Origin of the sequence: Gordonia asplenii (assembly GCF_012933505.1) — a bacterium.
In the GTDB taxonomy this organism is placed as follows: Bacteria; Actinomycetota; Actinomycetes; order Mycobacteriales; family Mycobacteriaceae; genus Gordonia; species Gordonia asplenii.
The window spans coordinates 67501-83642 of the sequence record NZ_JABBNB010000005.1 but is presented as its reverse complement, the minus strand read 5'-3'; the positions used below and the strand labels follow the sequence as shown (position 1 = coordinate 83642).

Sequence of the window (16142 nt, the reverse complement as noted above, 5' to 3'; positions counted from 1 at the left end):
GTCAGGTTCCTTTCCGGTCGCCCCACGCCAACACATGCAAGCGTTGTGAAGCGTTGATGTAGTGGTCGGCGGCGGCGCGCGCGATCCCCGGCCACCGCTCCAGCAGCTCCTCCGTGGTGGTACCCAGCGGCATCACCCAGGTACGCCGCCGCGGCATGCCCATCGCGTCTGCGCGGGCCACAGCCTCCCCCACGTCATCGGCGTCGGCGACCACGAACTTGAGGTGAGCGCGCGCGATCCTGGGCCACCCCATCCACGGCTGCGGGGACTGGCTGGACTTGTGGTCGCCCGCGTTGCCCAGCTTCGGGGAGACGATGAACGTGGTCTCCCTGGACAGCAGCAGCGCGGGGGGCGCCAGGGTGCCGTTGGTTTCCACGTGCACGTCGCAGTTCATCATCGTCAGCTGGTGGATCAGCTGCCGGAACGCGGGCGAGTTTTGGTGGAGCAGTGGTTCCCCGCCGGAGAGGACCACCGGCAGGCCCGGCGTCAGCTGGGCGGCGATCTCGGTGGCGGTCATCGGGGTCAGCTCGGCGCGCAGGCTGTATCGGCTGGCGTCCCACGTGTACGCGGAATCACACCAGCTACAGCTCAGGTTGCAGCCGCCCAACCGCACGAACTGGCAGGCCATGCCGGCGCGTGGCCCCTCCCCCTGAATCGTATTAGTAAAGACCTCCGAGACGGGCAAAGTTGTTGCGCCGCCAGGCATTCCAAGGGTGCTCACAGTGGTTCCTCCGTGCCCTCGATGATCTCGTAGGTGCCGCCAGGAATGCCCTCGACATCGGCGATCACCGACGTCGACACACTGCGCACCTGCCCGGCGTGGTCTTGGATGACGTGCTCGTCGATCGTCAGGGGCACGTCGACGAGCTCCCCCGTGTCGGCGTTGCGCAGATGCAGCACGGTGTCCGGCGCGCTCACTGGACGAGCGCCTTTGCCGCGATCGTGGCCACGTCCCAGGCGATGAGCGCTGCGGCCACGAGTATCAGCCAGATCGGTACGTCGCCGACGATGCTGGCGAGCATCACGCCACCGGCCGCCCCGAGCAGCCACGAGCGCGTCACTCGGTCACCTCATCCGGGATGTCCGGGAGGTCCGGAGGTGTCATGCCCAGCTGGGCGGCCATGAGGTTGATCGGCAGGAGCAGCGGGGTGACCACGCTACTGGCGATGGTCGTGGCGGTGCTCCGTAGTTCCGGCTTGTCGGATCGGCCCGCCGCGACGACGACATCGATAGCCCACCGCGCGGCGGCAGCGGAGGTCGCCCACTCATCGAAGACGTCGGTCACCTCGTCGTACGTCGCGGCGAAGATGTCCGGCTTGCACGGGTAGAACTCACCGGCCACACCGCGGATCACCCAGTCGCCAACTGTGACTCGCATATCGCCTTCAACAGTGTCGAGGACCGGGTCCGACACATCGGCGGCCCCGATGAAGTTGTAGCTCAAGCACGGGTCGTCGAGCGGATCGCTGTGCGAGTTCACCCAGGCGCACAACGAGTCCATGGACTGCCGGCTGCCGTCCCACTTCATGGCTTCGATCTCGACGGGGCGCTTGCGGAATCGCTTGGCCGCGTTCACTGCTCTGCCTCCCAGGTGGCCGCGTTGTGTGGGCCCTCCGTCACCGTCACCCGGATCAGGTTGGCGGCCACCAGGCGTCCCGTCGCGTGCGCGATCGTGGCGGCGATGCGCTCAGTGGTGGGCGGGCCAGACACCATGAAGCACTTGAGGTCTTGCGCGACAAGGAAGTCCCGCAGCACGACGTCGCCAATGTCCACCAGGTAGCCGTGGTCCATGTGCTCGTCGATCCACCCGCGCAGCGTGGCCTTCACCGCGGCGAACTCGATCGCGCCGACGTCGGTGCTGTCTGTGCGGAACGTCCACTCGATGCCGAACGTGTGCCCGTGGAGGTTGGCGCACTTGGAGCCTGGCCCGTCCAGGCCGAGGATGCGGTGGCCGGCACTCATGTGGTGTTTGACGGTGACGGTGATCATTGCAGGAACTCCTTCAGCTCGCGCGTTGCCTTGTCCAGCTCTGCCCGGGCGCTCAGCTGGGCGTCGCGCAGCGCACGCTGGGCGTCCGTGACCTGGTCCTCCAGTCGCTTGCGTTCGGCGCGCCGAGCGAGCTCGGTCAACCGCTCATCGGCCAGGCTGTGGTCGCGGGGTTCCTCACGCACCACGTCACCGGCCGCGTCGCGGATCGTCTCCATGTCGACGCCCATGATCCTGTCGGTCGGCGGGTCGAAGATCAGCGTGCCGTGCGGTCGGGCTCCCCCGCATCCGCCGCCTCCTCCCCCGGTGTACGCGAACTGGGTGGCCTGCGGTTTGGGGTCTGATCGGATGGGCCACAGGTCGATGGTGAACTCCCCGTCACGGTCAGGGTCGGGGGCCAGCCACACCATCTCCCCATCGCCCAGGTTGGCGGTGTAGCGGGTGACGCCGTTGTCGTGGCCGATCGCATCATCAGTGGAGTAGACGTCCAGCTCCACTGTCTCCAACGCGTACCGGCCACCGTACTTGTGCCAGGAGGGGTGCGTGTACACCCGGAACTCGGCGAGGAGGCGGGCTGCGACGTCTTCGTTGGTGGCGTCGGTGAAGATGGTGGCGCACAGTTCCTTGAGTCTTTCCCGTAGTGCGTCGTTGGTGGCCAGGAACGACGGGTAGCCGTGGTGGCCTTGCGCTGCCCGGTAGGTCAGCCACACCTCCGCGTGATGGTGGTGGGTGCGTAGGCCCATCGCCCGGTTGGCGTTGCCGAAGAAGCACGACATGGGGCCGACGACGACCGTGATATGGGGGTGAATGTCGTTCATGGTGTTGCCTTTCCGTAGACGCGGGCCGCGGTCGCGGTCCACTTTGCTGAGGTGTCCGCCAGGTACATGGAGATGCCGTCGGCGTGCCAGACGTGGTTGGTGGACGCGGTGTCGGCCAGGTAGCCATGCAGTGGCTCTGGGCCGGGCTGGAGGCGAATCACCTTGGGGCTCACCGGATCAGTGGCGGGTGGGTAGCCCTTGCCAGCGGATAGCTCGATGGGCCCGTGGATGCGGCGTAGCCACAGCGCGGCCCGGTACTGGGCCAACGCGCACGCCCCCGCGACGGCGGCCCGGTCGTAGTGGTCGCTGGTCATGTCGCGTGGCTGTAGCCCGTAGCTGGCGAGCAGTGCGGTGTGGCGGCTGATGGCGGCGTGGTCACGCAGGTCGATCGACCGCCACCGCCCGGAGTCGAAGATCTTGAGGGTGCCGTAGCGGACGCCGGACCCCCAGGTGGATGAGTCCACCGAGTAGAACGGATACCGCTTGAGTAGGGGCCACACGGTCAGGCCGAAGCCGTGGAACACCGCGCGGCCGTGGGCCAGGGAGAAGCACCGATCCAGCCAGGGGCGCAGCGTGTTCGGGGAGTTGCCGAGCAGTTTCCCCAGGGCTATGTAGGTGTAGCCGTCGCTGATGTAGTCCTCCAGCACGCTGAAGGGTTCCCCTGTGTGGTAGACGGGCATGGGGTGCAGCCCGTACTGCTCCTCCAGGTGCTGCTGGTTGGTTCGGGTGGCATCGGGTGCGCCGATGACGTCGAGGTTGGCGAGGATGGTGAACCACTGCTGGTGCTCGACGCACCACCGGCCGTAGTCGTCGACGGACAGGTCCAGGCCCAGGGTGCGTGCGGAGTGCGCCCCGGAGTCGGCGAAGAAGCGCAGGCGTGGAACCTCCAGCCCGCCAAGGAATCTGGGCAGGTCGAGTTTGCGGGCGTACACGTAGGACCACAGCAGGTCCATCGTCGGCGCGGTCATCAGTCCACCCACGTCGCCAGGAGGGCGGTCGGGAACCGCGGTGGGCCAATCCAGTCGATCTCGCGTACCCGGTAGATCCAGGTGCCCTGACCGCCCTCCTTCTCGAACCAGCAGGTCACCGCGTCTCCGGTCATGTGCGGTCGAACTGTCGCGCGATGACGGCTGCGACGATGGCGACGCCGACCGCGAATCCCACTGCGGCAGACACGATCGCATCCAGCCGCCACATCAGAAGTTACCGCCGAGTTGGAATGCTGCATCGTTGCAGCTCGCACCCGAATAACCGCAGGTCGTCACAGCAGGTCCTCCCCACGTAGCAGGGAGCACAGCTTGGTCAGGTCGTCGTCACCCTCATACCGGTCCAGTAGTCGCCGCCACGCGTCGAACACGTTGGCCGGCACCCGCATTGAGATCTTGGGGTCCAGCTCCCCGGACCCATCACCCTGATCCCCCGCATCGTCTGGGGTCCACAGGTCCTGGTCGTGCAGGTCACGCAGCGCCGCCAGATCCTGGTCGGTGTAGCCGGTACCCGCCAGGTCCAGCCCATCCTCGAGGAGATCGAGCAGGGCGGCGGTGTCGATACCGTCACCCAGGTCAGGGAGTTTGTTGTCTGCCAGCATGATTCGCTTGGCAGTGTCCGCGTCGACATCCTCAAGAACATCAGCGCGCAGCGTCTCCCAGCCGAGCAGTGCCGCGGCCTGGACGACATGGTGGCCGGCAAGGATCGTCAGCCGGTCGGGGCCATCGGTGATGTGGGCGGCGACGATACTGCGGTACTGGGAGAACTGGGCCAGGCTCTCGGCGATCGCGTCGGGGTCACCACTGTTGACGTTGTCGGGGTGTGGGTGGAGGTCAGCGAGGGGCACGGTCTCGGTGCCCACGAACCGCGTCACCGGTCACTCCGCTCAGGCCACTTCCAGCTCAGTGGTGCCCCGTTGAACGGTGGCACTCTGTGGTGGTGCTCGATGGTGCCGTCATCGCGGAACACCTGGAGGTCAGGGCAGAGGCTGCCTCTGATGACTAGGGCTGCGTGTGGTCCGGTGCCGTCGCCTGAGATGTAGTGGACGATGCGTCCGGTGGTGGGGTTTTCCAGTGGGGTCACAGTGGCATTGTGTCATGTGTTTCGTGTTTTGGTCGCGCCTCCCCCAGATTTTCGGGTTTTTTGGTTTCCGGGTTTGTGCTGGTGGTGGCTGGTTTCGGTGATTGTTTCGTTTGGTGTGTGTTGTAGCGTGTGTTTTATGCGTGCTTATGGGTGGTCGGAGGATGGGGTGTCTGTGGTGGGGTCGGAGGCTGCGGTGATTGAGGAGTTGGCGGAGCGGGTTCTTGCTGGTGAGGCGTTGCGTGCGTTGGCTGCTGATTTGAATGGTCGGGGTGTGTTGACGGTGTCGGGGCGGGGGTGGAGTCCGCAGGTGATTCGTCGGGTGTTGGTGAATCCGCGTGTGGCTGGGCGTCGGCGGGGTGTGGATGGTCGGGTGGTGCGGTCGGAGGTGGAGGCGATCTTGGCGGTGTCGACGTGGCGGAAGTTGGTGGGGGTGTTGGAGGATCCGGAGCGGCAGCGGTTTGCTCCGAAGGGCAGGTCGGGGCAGCGGCTGGTGGGGTCTGGGGGTGTGCGGTGTGGCCGGTGTGGCCGGTCGATGCATTACTTGTCGGCTGCCGGGCGCCCGGACTATGTGTGCTCCGTGAATGCTGGGGGGTGTGGGTTGACGATTGTGGCGCGATCGGTGGAGCCGCGTGTGGAGGCTGGGGTGTTGGCGCGGTTGGCTGATGCGGGGTGGCGGGCGGGGTTGGCGGCCGCGGTCAATGAGTCTCCGGCCGCGCTGACGGAGCGGATCGAGGGGTTGGAGCAGCGGAAGCGGGAGTTGGTGGAGGACTTTGTGACACTGGGGTTGTCGCGTGAGCAGGTGCAGGTGGGGACGGTGCGGGCGGATGAGGAGTTGGAGGCAGCGCGCCGGGAGTTGGAGGCAGCTCGGGCGTTGAATGCGTTGCCGGAGCCGTCGGTGCGGGATGTGGCTAGGTGGTGGGATGAGGCCCCGATTTCCGCGCGGCGGGAGGTGGTGGGGATCGTGCTGGATCATGTGACGGTCGCACCGAAGAAGGCGAAGCGGGTTCGGTCTGATCCGGTCCAGGACAGGTTGACGTTCTTCTGGCGTTGACGTGCAGGTATTCAAGTTTCGGGAACAGAATTGAGGCCCGGTCACCCGTGTGGTGGCCGGGCCTCGTTAGTACGAACGGCTGACTTGGGGCTGTGCTGGTCGGAATGTCAGAATCGTCAGCTATGAGGACAATCAAGATGGCAGTGGTTTCGGCGGTGGTGTGTGTTGCGGCAGCCCTGGGGGTTGCGGTGTCGCCGGGAGTGGGCCACGCCTACGTGGGGGATGTGATCCGGTACCAGGTGTTCTCCAGCGTCTCGGACAACTGGGTCATGAAGTACTACGACGGCAACAATCGGATGAAGGTCTTCCGGCACGCTCACCTGCCGTTGCGCACCACGGACGGCAACTACTGGGGCGACGCGACGGTGGTATCGGACACCAGCGTCCAGCTCAAGAGCGTGGAGTTCTGGTCGTACGGTTCGTTCGCCGCGTGCCGCGTGTACGTCAACGGGGTGATGAAGGCTGAGCGCCGCGTCAATGGGCGCGGCGCTTCGGTGACCTGCTGGGCCTAACGGGGCCTACGTCGTCGCGCACAGCTGCGCACACGCGGGGCAGGTGTACTTGCTTCCGCGTGATCCGTCGGCGTGCTGGTGACTGATCGGGTAGGGCGATTCCAGCCATCCTTGGCCACCCACACCCAGGAAGAACGGGCGGCCGTCAGCGCCGACCGGGATGGGCAGTGATCGGCTGTCACACCACTGGCACACAGCGCAGGCCCGGCGGAAGTCGCGAGTCGGAACCCAGTTGACGATCGGCGCGGTCTCAGTCATGCCGCCAGCCTGTCGATCGCCGCGCGCTTGCGGTCGTCCGTCGTAGCCACGTAGATCGCCGTGGTCTGGAGGGACGCGTGGCGCAGCAGCTCCTGGGCCACGCGTAGGTCCGCTCCTCCAGCCACGAGTTCGGTGCCGTAGAAGTGACGCAGACAGTGCGGTGTCCCCGGGACGCGCTGGGCGATCATGTGTAGGCGCAGCCGCTGGGTGACCGTGCGGCCTCCGATGTGCACAGCCCGCTGGGACGGGAACCAGTAGCCCTTGGGCATACGGTGGGCGATGGCCAAGATGGCGTCATGGACAGGAAGGATGTAGGTTGCCCCGCCCTTGCCGGTCACCTCGATGGTGCGTGCCTCTGGATCCAGATGGCGGGCGTGGAAGCGCGCGATCTCGTGGACGCGGAATCCCTGGAGCGAACCGAGTAGCACCATGGCGCGCAGCTGTACGTCGGTGGTCGCGGTGAGCCGCTTGAACTGTTCGATGGTGATGGGGCGCGGCTGCCGGCGCGGGCGCTTTGCCGGCCGGATGGGCAGGATGGGATTGTCGTCGCGGCGACCTGTAGCGATGGCCCACGCGTAGAAGTTCTTGAGCATCGAGTGGTAGACGCTGCGGGTGACCGGGGACAGGTCGTCTCGACCCAGCCACTCCGCGATGTCTTCGGTTGTCGCGTTGATGATCGGTCGCCCCAAATCCGTTGCGAACCGGGTCAATACGATCCGGCGATCCTTGATGGTGCGGTTGGCTTTGCCTTCCGCGTGTAGGTGGGTCATCCACATTGCTATCTCGTTCATGCCATGCATCATGCGCCCCGTTCGTCCGTTTCCGTCACAGCTTTCACAGGGAATGGCACGATCGAAGTATTTCCGGCGAACGCCCGTGTGGCACAACGTATTTCGATTACACGATCTGGAATCGGGTCCACCTCGGTCAAGCTGCCATAATGGACCGGGCCAGCGTCGTCGGAGGTGACCAGCCGAAGCGTTTGAGCCCCCTGTCGGGATTGAACCGACGACCGCTCGCTTACAAGGCGAGTGCTCTACCACTGAGCTAAGGAGGCATTGCGTGCGCAAGTATATCGGTCAGGCGATGCGCCGCATCATCGGTACCGCCCAAGCGACGATCGACACGATCGAGCCGGGCAGCATCATGGTGTCGCCGCGTAAGCCGATCGATTTCGAGGACGAGGCGGCGATCACCGAAATCCTCGATCTGTCAACGAAGATCGGTGCGGTGCTGCTCGACTCCGGAACCGCGGCCATCGACACCCAGGAGCAGATCCGGTTCGTCGCCGGTGTCTACGGGCTCGAGAACGTCGAGGTCGACGTCACCTACAACAAGATCATGGTGCTCGCCCGCCGCGGCAACAATCTGCCGCCGGTGAGCACGATGCGGCAGGTGTACTACCGCTCGATGGACTTCACCCGGCTCGCTCAGGTCGATCGGCTGGTCCGGCGCATCCGCGACATGGCGCTGAGTCCGGCGACCGCCCACCGCATCGTCAACGAGATCGTTTCCGCGCCGCATCCGTATCCGCACTGGGTCGCGACGCTGGCGTGGGGTGTCATGGCGTCGAGCGTCGCGGTGTTGCTCGGTGGTGGATTCGTCGTGGGCGTGATCGCCCTGTTGACGACGATGGTGATCGTCGTGGTCAACCGATTCCTCAACCGGATCGGCACGCCGATGTTCTTCCAACAAGTCTCCGGCGGATTCATCGCGGTGGTTCCCGCGGCGCTGATGTTCGCCGCCGCCCCGACACTGGGGATCGACTTCGTACCGTCGCAGATCATCGCGTCCGGCATGGTCGTGTTGCTGGCCGGCCTGTCGCTGGTCGGGTCGGTCGAGGATGCGATCACCGGCGCACCCATCACCGGCGTCGCCCGATTCTTCGAGTTGCTGTTGATGACCGGCGGCATCATCGCGGGCGTCAGCATGGCGATCCGCCTGCTGGAGACGGTGGGGATCTATCTGCCCACCGTCACCGCGACCACCGACTTCGGGTTCGTCGACGCTCCGGCGCGCGTCATCGCCGGCGGCGTCGCCGCGGCGACCTTCGCGCTGGCGTCCTATGCGGAGTTGCGCGCGCTGCCGGTGGCCTGGGCGGCCGGAGCGATCGGTATCGCGGTGGTGGTGGTCGCCAACCAGTTGACCGCGGGCGCCATCATCGCCAGCAGCATCGCCGCCACCGGAACCGGTCTCTTCGGTGGTCTGCTCGCCCGCAGAGCGTTGACGCCACCGCTGGTCGTCGCGGTTGCGGGGATCACTCCACTGTTGCCCGGTCTGGCCGTGTACACCGGTCTCTACGGCATTCTCAACGACCAGTCGCTCGTCGGCTTCACCTCGCTGGCCAGCGCATTCGCCATCGGCTGCGCCCTGGCGGCCGGTGTCACCCTCGGCGAGTTCGTGGCACGCGCACTGCGACGCCCGCACATCCCACACCGGCCCGATTGGAACCTGAGGCCAGCGTGGATGCAGCGTACAAAGCACGAGTAGAATCAGACTCCGACCCGCGTTTCACCTCGACTCGCTACGCTCGCTCAGCACAGCGCTACCAAAGGACACCATGCCTCCGAAGACGACCGACCTCGCCGACGACTCCGACATCGACGAGCCCGTAGCCGACGAGACCGCCAGCTCAGCACGCCGTGTCGTCGCAGCATACGCAACCGACGCCGACGAATGCCGGATGCTGTTCTCGATGCTCGGAATCACCCCCGGCGATGCCAGCTGAGTCCACTCGGCGCCCATAATCAAATGACTGTTTCCAGTGGCACAGGTCACGACTGCACCGACGACGCCCGCACCGCCGACTTCGTGGTGGTCGCCAACCGACTCCCGGTCGACAAGGAAGTACTGCCCGACGGCACCGTGGCCTGGAAACGCAGCCCCGGCGGCCTGGTCACGGCGCTGGAACCGATTCTGCAGTCGCATACCGGGGCGTGGGTCGGCTGGTCCGGTGTTCCCGACTCCGACGACAACCCCGACATCGAGGGCATCGACATCCACGCGGTGCCGCTGAGCACCAGCGAGATCGCCGAGTACTACGAGGGATTCTCCAACGCGACCCTCTGGCCGCTCTACCACGACGTCATCGTGAAACCCGAGTATCACCGCGAGTGGTGGAACACCTACGTCGAAGTCAATCGACGCTTCGCCCAGGCGGCGTCGAAGGCGGCCGCGGAGGGCGCCATCGTCTGGATTCAGGACTACCAGCTGCAGCTCGTTCCCAAGATGCTGCGGATGCTGCGCCCCGACCTGCGGATCGGCTTCTTCCTGCACATCCCGTTCCCGCCGGTGGAACTGTTCATGCAGATGCCGTGGCGCACCGAGATCGTCGAAGGACTGCTCGGCGCCGACCTGATCGGTTTCCACCTGCCCGGCGGCGCGCAGAACTTCCTGTACCTCGCCCGACGCCTCGCCGGCCACGCGGTCTCCAAGGGAAGCATCGGCGTGCGGTCCAAGTTCGGCCTGGTGCAGGTGGGTTTCCGCACGGTCCGCGTGGGCGCCTTTCCCATCTCGATCGATTCCGAATCGCTCAACGCGCTGGCGAGGTCGAGGTCGGTGCGCGCCCGCGCAGCGGAGATCCGGCGCGAACTCGGCAGTCCGACGACGGTGCTGCTCGGCGTCGACCGGCTCGACTACACCAAGGGCATCGATGTGCGCCTCAAAGCGTTGTCGGAGCTGCTCGACGAGGACCGACTCGACCCCGCGAAGATCGCGATGGTTCAGATCGCGACGCCGAGCCGCGAACGTGTCGACTCCTACATCGCGATGCGGGCCGGCATCGAACAACTCGTCGGCAATATCAACGGACGCTACGGCCGCGTCGGGCACCCGGTGATCGAGTACCTGCATCGGCCGGTGCCGCGGGAGGAGCTGGTGGCGTTCTTCGTCGCCGCCGACGTCATGCTCGTGACACCGCTGCGCGACGGCATGAACTTGGTCGCCAAGGAGTACGTCGCCTGCCGCAGTGACCTCGGCGGTGCGTTGGTGCTGAGCGAATTCACCGGCGCCGCAGCCGAATTGCGCTCAGCATATCTGTCGAACCCGTACGACCTCGACGGCGTGAAGGACTCCATCGCCGCCGCCGTCGACCAGGATCCCGAGCACGGTCGACTCCGGATGCGCGCGCTGCGCCGACAGGTTCTCACCCACGACGTCGAGCGGTGGGCCAACAGCTTCCTGACGACGCTCGCCGAGAGTCAGTCGACCATCCCCGGCGTCGACCGCACCCTCGCTCCCGCTGCGCACCAACTCGACGACGACGCTCCGGAAGGCTGAAAACGCTTGAGCAGCAACGGTATCCCCGACGATCTCGCCGCTGCCCTGGCCCGCGTGTGCGCCTCGAAGCGCCTCGTCGTGGCCTGTGACTACGACGGCTGCGTGGCGCCGATCGTGTCGCGCCCACAAGATGCCGTACCCAACCCGGCGTCGACGACGGCCATCGAAATCCTTGCCACCGCACCGCACACGCTCGCGGCGGTGGTGTCCGGGCGCGCACTCGCCGACCTGCGCGGTCTGTCCGGGCTCAGCGATTCGGTGACCCTCATCGGCAGTCACGGCAGCGAGTTCGACGCCGGGTTCAGTGTCCCGATCACCGCCGCAGACACCGCTCGACTCAATCGGATCATCGACGAATTCCATGCACTCGCAACACGATTCGACGGCGTCACGGTAGAGGTGAAACCGGCCAGCACCACCCTGCACGTGCGCAACGCCGCCCCCGACGACGCGCGGGCCGCGCTGGCCGCGGCGCGCTCGGGTCCGGCGCGGTGGCCCGGCGTGCACACCACCGAGGGCAAAGCCGTCATCGAACTGGCGGTCATCGACACCAGCAAGGGCATCGCGTTGGACACGCTGCGAAGCAGATTCGACGCCGACGCCGTGCTCTACCTCGGCGACGACGTCACCGACGAGAAGGCCTTCGCCCACCTGCGGCCCGACGCCGATGTGAGCATCAAGGTCGGCGACGGCGACACCCGCGCGCAGTACCGCGTCGCCGGAACCGATGACGTGGCAACGGTTTTGCAGACGCTCGCACAGCTGCGTACGTGACGGCGGGCGGCGTCCCGCCTAGCGAGGCGAAGCCGAGTCGAGACCTCGCTCCGATGGTCAAATACACCGCCCCGCACGGTGTTTCGGGTCGACTTGGGTTCTTCGTCTCACCTACCCCTCGTTACACCGAAGCTCGTGCCTCGCTTCGGCACTCGGGGAGCGAGATGGTCACCTCGCCAATCCGCCACACCAACCCACCGACACGACAATCCGACGCGAGATGGTCACCTCGCCAACCCGCCTCGCCAACCCACCGACACGACAATCCGACGCGAGATGGTCACCTCGCCAACCCGCCTCGCCAACCCACCGACACGACAATCCGACGCGAGATAGTCACCCCGCCAATCCGCCACCTCGGCACCCCGGCCAGGCTAATCCGCCGACAGGGCGATCGATGCGATCGGGTCCGCGTACACCACGCTGAGGGCGATCGCGATCGCGGCGCCCTCCTGGACCCGCACCCCGAACCGCGACGGCGTCAGTTCCAGCGTCCACGGCGTATGGCTCGCGGCGTCGAATGCGGCCTGGATCGGCGCCAGTCCGCGCGGATGCCCGGCGAAGGCGTCGCCCGCGACGACGATCGAATCGGGGTTGAGGACGTCGCGCATCAGCGCCAGTGACTGCCCGAGCACCCGGGCCCGCTCGTCGAGCAACTCGTGATCTTCGGGGGTGTGCCCTCGACGCTGCGCGGCCGCCAGCAGCGCCTCGGAGCCGATGACATCCTGCAGGGTGGTCGACAGCGGGGCGTCGTCGACGCCCGAACGCAGCAGCGGGGCGTCGACCGGCAGATAGGCGATGGTGCCCGCGCCGCGTGCGGGGACGCGGACTTGGCCGTCGAAGGTGATTGCCATGCCGACGGTTTCTCGTGCATAGCAGAACAGTCCGGTTCCGCCGCCGTCCTGCGGATAGCCGAGCAGCAGTTCGGCGGCGGCCATCGCCTGGACGTGCTCACACACCGACACTGGCACCCGCAGCGCCTCGGTGAGCCGTTGCCCCACCGGCACCCGACGCCAGCCGAGCACCGGATGGTCGACGACGCCGGTGTGCTCGTCGACGTCGCCGCCGAGCGCGACGCCACCCCACAGCAGCCGACGTCCACTGAACCGGTCGGCCAATTCCTTCAATTGCGAACACAATTCGTCGATCGCTGCGTGCCCGTCGCCATCGGGTGTGGCCACGGCGTGGCTGTAGAGCGACCGTCCCCCGACGTCGGCGATGGCCAGCAGGGTCCGCTTGGCACCGATGTGCATGCCCGCGACGCAGAGTTTGTCGCGGTCGGTGGTCAGCGGATTCTTGGGTCGGCCGATGCTGCCCGGGTCGACGAGGTCGGGGCGTTCGACCGTCAGTCCCACCCGGGTCAGGGCATGGATCTGCCGGTTCACCGTTGCCGCGGACAGCCCGGTCGCGAGCACCAGTTGATCACGCGTGCTGGGGCCGCCGGTGCGCACGGCCTGAAGGACCGCGGCAGCGGGAACCGATCCCACGTGCAGTTCGGCAGCAACGACACCGGTGCGAGACATGGCCCGAATCTAGCAGTGACTACGCTGAAATCATGACTCCCACCTCGCCTGAGCGCTTCGCTGCGCGCAGCGCCGACGCTAACTCTTCCCAACGTCGAGTCGCCGTGGTAACGGGCGCGAGTTCGGGCATCGGAGCAGCCACCGCGCGCGTTCTCGCAGCTGCGGGCTACCACGTCGTGGTCGGTGCGCGGCGGGTGGATCGAATCGAGGCGCTCGCCGCCGAGATCGGCGGCACCGGCTACCCCCTCGACGTCACCGACGACGCGTCGGTTGCGGCCTTCGTCGCCCGTCTCGATCGGGTGGACGTGCTGGTCAACAATGCCGGCGGCGCGAGGGGCGTCTCGTCGGTCGCCGACGCCGACCTCGACGACTGGCGGTGGATGTGGGAGACCAACGTGCTCGGCACGCTGCGGCTGACGAAGGCGCTGCTGCCCGCGCTCATCGCGTCCGGCGACGGACTGATCGTGACCGTCACGTCACTGGCCGCGCTGCAGTTCTACGACGGCGGGTCGGGCTACACCTCGGCCAAGCACGCACAGGCGATGGTGCATCGCACGCTGCGCGGTGAACTTCTCGGAAAACCGGTGCGGCTCACCGAGATCGCGCCCGGCATGGTCGAGACCGAGTTCTCGCTGGTCCGCCTCGGCGGCGACCAGGAGAAGGCCGACGCCGTGTACGCGGGCATGACTCCGCTGGTCGCCCAGGACGTCGCCGAGGTGATCGGGTTCGTCGCCTCCCGACCGCCGCACGTGAACCTCGACCAGATCGTCCTGAAACCGCGCGATCAGGCCGACACGCGGCGAAACGTCAAGAACAATAAGTAGATTCGCGACTCAGCGCGGCGCCGATGGGTTCGCGTTCTGTGGTACCGGAGCACCCTTCGGTGTCGCGGGCACACTCTTCGACGGTGCCTCGCCCTTGATCGCCGACCAGCTCTTCCAAGTCGGCCAGCTGACGGCCCAGTCGTAGATGTCGCCGTCGGCCTCCGACAGGTCGATTCGCGTTCCGGTCACCTCGACCGGGTCACCGTAGATCGCGGTCGCGAAATACTGCTCGGCGTTGCTCAACGACAGGTTGATGCAGCCATTGGTCACATTCGACGACCCCTGCACCCCAACGGTTTCCGGGTTGGCGTGAATGAATTCGCCGTTGTTGGAGATGCGTACGGCCCACCGTTCGTGGATGTTGAAGTAGCCGGCCGCCGGATTGCTCATATAGAAGTCGGCGTGTTTCTCACTGACGACGTGGATGCCCGAGCGGGTGACGTTGCGGTCGACGTCGCCCTGCCCGTAGCTGCACGGCAACGTCATCAAGGTGGCACCGTCGCGTACCACGACGATCTGATGCGACGACGCGTCCGCCTTCACGATCTGCGAGCGGCCGATGACGAAGTCGCTGGTGACGTCGCTGTCGCCGTAGGTTCCGCCGCCGAAGTCGAGGCCGTAGAACTTCGCGCTCATGTGAACCTTGGTGCCCGGCTTGAAGTAGTCCCGGCTGCGCCAGTGAATGCGTGAACCGTTGTCTTCGCCGAGCCACGCCCAGCTGCCCTCGGTGTGGGGGGTGGTGACGACCGTCAGCGCCTTCTCGACGGCTTCCTTGTCTTCGACGGTGCCGTCGAACTTCAGGATGAGTGGCGCAGCGATGCCCACCTCCTGGCCGTCGGCGACGTTGACCACCACGCCGATCTTCTCTTTCGGCGTCAGTGTGGTGAACGAGCCGTCGATCTTGCGGGTCACCCGATCGAAGCCGACCGCGCTGCCCGACCAGGTGTACTTCGCTCCGTAACCCAGCGGTGTACTGACGGTGAAGGTCTTGCGGTCGTCGGACAGTACGCCCGGTATCGAGTTGCCTGCCGGGTTGATCAGCTTGACGTCGGGGTTGAGCACGCCACCGCTGACCGACACCGAGAACTGCTCGGTGGGGTTGGGCGGCGCGGCGTCGAGCGCGGGTGAGAAGGTCACCGCGACGGTGGGTTGCCGAGGCCCGGAAGGTTTGGATGGCTTATTATCGGTTGTACAAGCGGCCGCTGCACCGACCACCGCAAGCCCGGCGGCGGCGAGTACCGTGCGCCGTGTCGGCCCGTTGGCATTCATTGTTCCTAGTTTACCGGCGACGCACGATTGTGTATGCGAAGTTTCTTATGGATGTGGCGCACTCAACAGCGTCGACGAGCGCGTTCGCTCTATCACTCGAAACCGTCGAGCACCGCGCGCGTCCCCGACAATCCCAGTCGCGTCGCACCGGCGTCGATCAGTTCGGCGGCGAACTGCGCGGTCCGGATCCCGCCGCTGGCCTTCACTCCGACGTGGTCGGAGACCGCGGCACGCATCAGCGCGACGGCCTCGACGCTGGCGCCACCGGCCGGATGGAAACCGGTGGACGTCTTCACAAATCCGGCTCCGGCCTGCTCGGCGCGGCGACACACCCGGGTGACGGTGTCCGGCCCGGCAAGCGAGAGCAGCGCCGCCGATTCGATGATGACTTTGAGTACGGCACTGTCGCCGATGGCCTCGCGAACGGTGAGGATGTCTGCGAAGACCTCGTCGAAACGCTGGTCGACGGCCGCCCCGACGTCGATGACCATGTCGACTTCGCGTGCACCGGAGTCGACGGCCAGGCGGGCTTCGGCGGCCTTGACCAGCGAGTGATGTTTGCCCGACGGAAAACCGGCGACGACGCACAGCACCTGTGATCCGGTGTCGATCGGCAGCATCGACGGCGACAGGCAGACCGCGTAGGTCCCCAGTTCCGCCGCCTGCGCCACGGTCGCCTCGGCGTCGGCGCGGGTGGCCTCGGGTTTGAGCAAGGTGTGGTCGACGAGCGCGGCGACGTCGGATCGGGTCAATGCGCGGGGGCTTGGCGTGCTCACGAG

21 protein-coding genes, 1 tRNA gene and 1 pseudogene are annotated in these 16142 nt (G+C 66.4%); 8 read left to right on the top strand and 15 right to left on the bottom strand.

The window, feature by feature from the left end; all coding sequences use genetic code 11:
- Position 1: 1 nt before the first annotated feature.
- The 9 genes from HH308_RS06165 to HH308_RS06130 all read right to left on the bottom strand — a co-directional run bounded on the left by HH308_RS06165 (position 2) and on the right by HH308_RS06130 (position 4665).
- Entirely contained in the window at positions 2–721 is a 720-nt protein-coding gene (locus HH308_RS06165) for a 7-carboxy-7-deazaguanine synthase QueE (protein ID WP_211188223.1), read from the bottom strand.
- Positions 718–918, bottom strand: coding sequence for a hypothetical protein (locus HH308_RS06160; RefSeq protein ID WP_170193303.1), 201 nt, complete (start codon positions 916–918; stop codon positions 718–720). Before HH308_RS06160 ends, HH308_RS06165 begins: the two co-directional genes overlap by 4 nt.
- Positions 915–1061 carry a hypothetical protein gene (locus HH308_RS06155; protein WP_170193302.1) on the bottom strand — a complete coding sequence of 49 codons (147 nt, stop codon included), beginning with the start codon at positions 1059–1061 and terminating at the stop codon, positions 915–917. The genes HH308_RS06160 and HH308_RS06155 overlap by 4 nt, the downstream gene beginning before the upstream one ends.
- Positions 1058–1576, bottom strand: coding sequence for a hypothetical protein (locus HH308_RS29520; protein WP_211188222.1), 519 nt, complete (start codon positions 1574–1576; stop codon positions 1058–1060). The genes HH308_RS06155 and HH308_RS29520 overlap by 4 nt, the downstream gene beginning before the upstream one ends.
- Positions 1573–1989: a 6-pyruvoyl trahydropterin synthase family protein gene (locus HH308_RS06145; RefSeq protein WP_170193301.1), complete on the bottom strand. Its 417-nt coding sequence runs from the start codon at positions 1987–1989 to the stop codon at positions 1573–1575. The genes HH308_RS29520 and HH308_RS06145 overlap by 4 nt, the downstream gene beginning before the upstream one ends.
- Positions 1986–2804, bottom strand: coding sequence for a hypothetical protein (locus HH308_RS29515; protein ID WP_211188221.1), 819 nt, complete (start codon positions 2802–2804; stop codon positions 1986–1988). The genes HH308_RS06145 and HH308_RS29515 overlap by 4 nt, the downstream gene beginning before the upstream one ends.
- A complete protein-coding gene (locus HH308_RS06135; protein ID WP_170193300.1) occupies positions 2801–3772 on the bottom strand; it encodes a hypothetical protein in 972 nt (323 codons plus the stop codon). Before HH308_RS06135 ends, HH308_RS29515 begins: the two co-directional genes overlap by 4 nt.
- Positions 3772–3906, bottom strand: a complete 135-nt coding sequence (locus HH308_RS30120; RefSeq protein WP_281362936.1) for a hypothetical protein — start codon at positions 3904–3906, stop codon at positions 3772–3774. Before HH308_RS30120 ends, HH308_RS06135 begins: the two co-directional genes overlap by 1 nt.
- 159 nt (positions 3907–4065) lie before the next feature.
- The gene (locus HH308_RS06130) at positions 4066–4665 is read right to left on the bottom strand and encodes a ParB N-terminal domain-containing protein (RefSeq protein ID WP_170193299.1); all 600 of its coding nucleotides are present in this window, start codon (positions 4663–4665) and stop codon (positions 4066–4068) included.
- A gap of 174 nt (positions 4666–4839) precedes the next feature.
- On the opposite strand from HH308_RS06130, the pseudogene HH308_RS30660 reads away from it, so the two are divergent.
- From HH308_RS30660 to HH308_RS06120, 3 genes and pseudogenes are all read left to right on the top strand, one after another.
- Positions 4840–5277, top strand: a pseudogene (locus HH308_RS30660) (recombinase family protein); the annotation flags it as partial.
- Between the two features lie 228 nt (positions 5278–5505).
- A complete protein-coding gene (locus HH308_RS29685; RefSeq protein WP_246284296.1) occupies positions 5506–5925 on the top strand; it encodes a hypothetical protein in 420 nt (139 codons plus the stop codon).
- A 137-nt stretch (positions 5926–6062) separates the two neighbouring features.
- Positions 6063–6437, top strand: coding sequence for an MmpS family transport accessory protein (locus HH308_RS06120; RefSeq protein WP_170193297.1), 375 nt, complete (start codon positions 6063–6065; stop codon positions 6435–6437).
- Between the two features lie 6 nt (positions 6438–6443).
- Here HH308_RS06120 and HH308_RS06115 read toward each other — a convergent pair whose 3' ends face one another.
- The 3 genes from HH308_RS06115 to HH308_RS06105 form a co-directional block, all read right to left on the bottom strand.
- Positions 6444–6695 (bottom strand): hypothetical protein, encoded by a 252-nt coding sequence (locus tag HH308_RS06115; RefSeq protein WP_170193296.1) that lies wholly within the window; start codon positions 6693–6695, stop codon positions 6444–6446.
- Complete coding sequence (locus HH308_RS06110) at positions 6692–7486, bottom strand: tyrosine-type recombinase/integrase (protein WP_170193295.1); 795 nt, start codon at positions 7484–7486, stop codon at positions 6692–6694. The genes HH308_RS06115 and HH308_RS06110 overlap by 4 nt, the downstream gene beginning before the upstream one ends.
- 194 nt (positions 7487–7680) lie before the next feature.
- Positions 7681–7752: transfer RNA gene (locus HH308_RS06105), tRNA-Thr, on the bottom strand.
- Between the two features lie 5 nt (positions 7753–7757).
- Here HH308_RS06105 and HH308_RS06100 point away from each other — a divergent pair.
- The 4 genes from HH308_RS06100 (at position 7758) to otsB (ending at position 11747) form a co-directional block, all read left to right on the top strand.
- The gene (locus HH308_RS06100; RefSeq protein ID WP_170193294.1) at positions 7758–9185 is read left to right on the top strand and encodes a threonine/serine exporter family protein; all 1428 of its coding nucleotides are present in this window, start codon (positions 7758–7760) and stop codon (positions 9183–9185) included.
- A gap of 70 nt (positions 9186–9255) precedes the next feature.
- On the top strand, positions 9256–9423 hold the full coding sequence (locus tag HH308_RS06095) for a hypothetical protein (RefSeq protein ID WP_170193293.1): 168 nt from the start codon (positions 9256–9258) through the stop codon (positions 9421–9423).
- Between the two features lie 23 nt (positions 9424–9446).
- Positions 9447–10973, top strand: a complete 1527-nt coding sequence (locus HH308_RS06090; protein ID WP_170193292.1) for an alpha,alpha-trehalose-phosphate synthase (UDP-forming) — start codon at positions 9447–9449, stop codon at positions 10971–10973.
- Positions 10974–10979: 6 nt separating this feature from the next.
- Positions 10980–11747 carry a trehalose-phosphatase gene (gene otsB / locus HH308_RS06085; protein ID WP_170193291.1) on the top strand — a complete coding sequence of 256 codons (768 nt, stop codon included), beginning with the start codon at positions 10980–10982 and terminating at the stop codon, positions 11745–11747.
- A gap of 374 nt (positions 11748–12121) precedes the next feature.
- On the opposite strand, the gene HH308_RS06080 is transcribed toward otsB, so the two are convergent.
- Positions 12122–13270, bottom strand: coding sequence for an ROK family transcriptional regulator (locus HH308_RS06080; protein ID WP_170193290.1), 1149 nt, complete (start codon positions 13268–13270; stop codon positions 12122–12124).
- Between the two features lie 32 nt (positions 13271–13302).
- Between HH308_RS06080 and HH308_RS06075 the strand changes: the two genes are divergently transcribed.
- The gene (locus HH308_RS06075) at positions 13303–14094 is read left to right on the top strand and encodes an SDR family NAD(P)-dependent oxidoreductase (RefSeq protein WP_170193289.1); all 792 of its coding nucleotides are present in this window, start codon (positions 13303–13305) and stop codon (positions 14092–14094) included.
- A gap of 9 nt (positions 14095–14103) precedes the next feature.
- Here the strand turns inward: HH308_RS06075 and HH308_RS06070 are convergent, their stop codons facing one another.
- Together HH308_RS06070 and deoC are read right to left on the bottom strand one after the other, a co-directional pair.
- The gene (locus tag HH308_RS06070; protein ID WP_170193288.1) at positions 14104–15363 is read right to left on the bottom strand and encodes a L,D-transpeptidase; all 1260 of its coding nucleotides are present in this window, start codon (positions 15361–15363) and stop codon (positions 14104–14106) included.
- Positions 15364–15455: 92 nt separating this feature from the next.
- On the bottom strand, positions 15456–16139 hold the full coding sequence (gene deoC / locus HH308_RS06065) for a deoxyribose-phosphate aldolase (RefSeq protein WP_312870415.1): 684 nt from the start codon (positions 16137–16139) through the stop codon (positions 15456–15458).
- Positions 16140–16142: the final 3 nt, after the last annotated feature.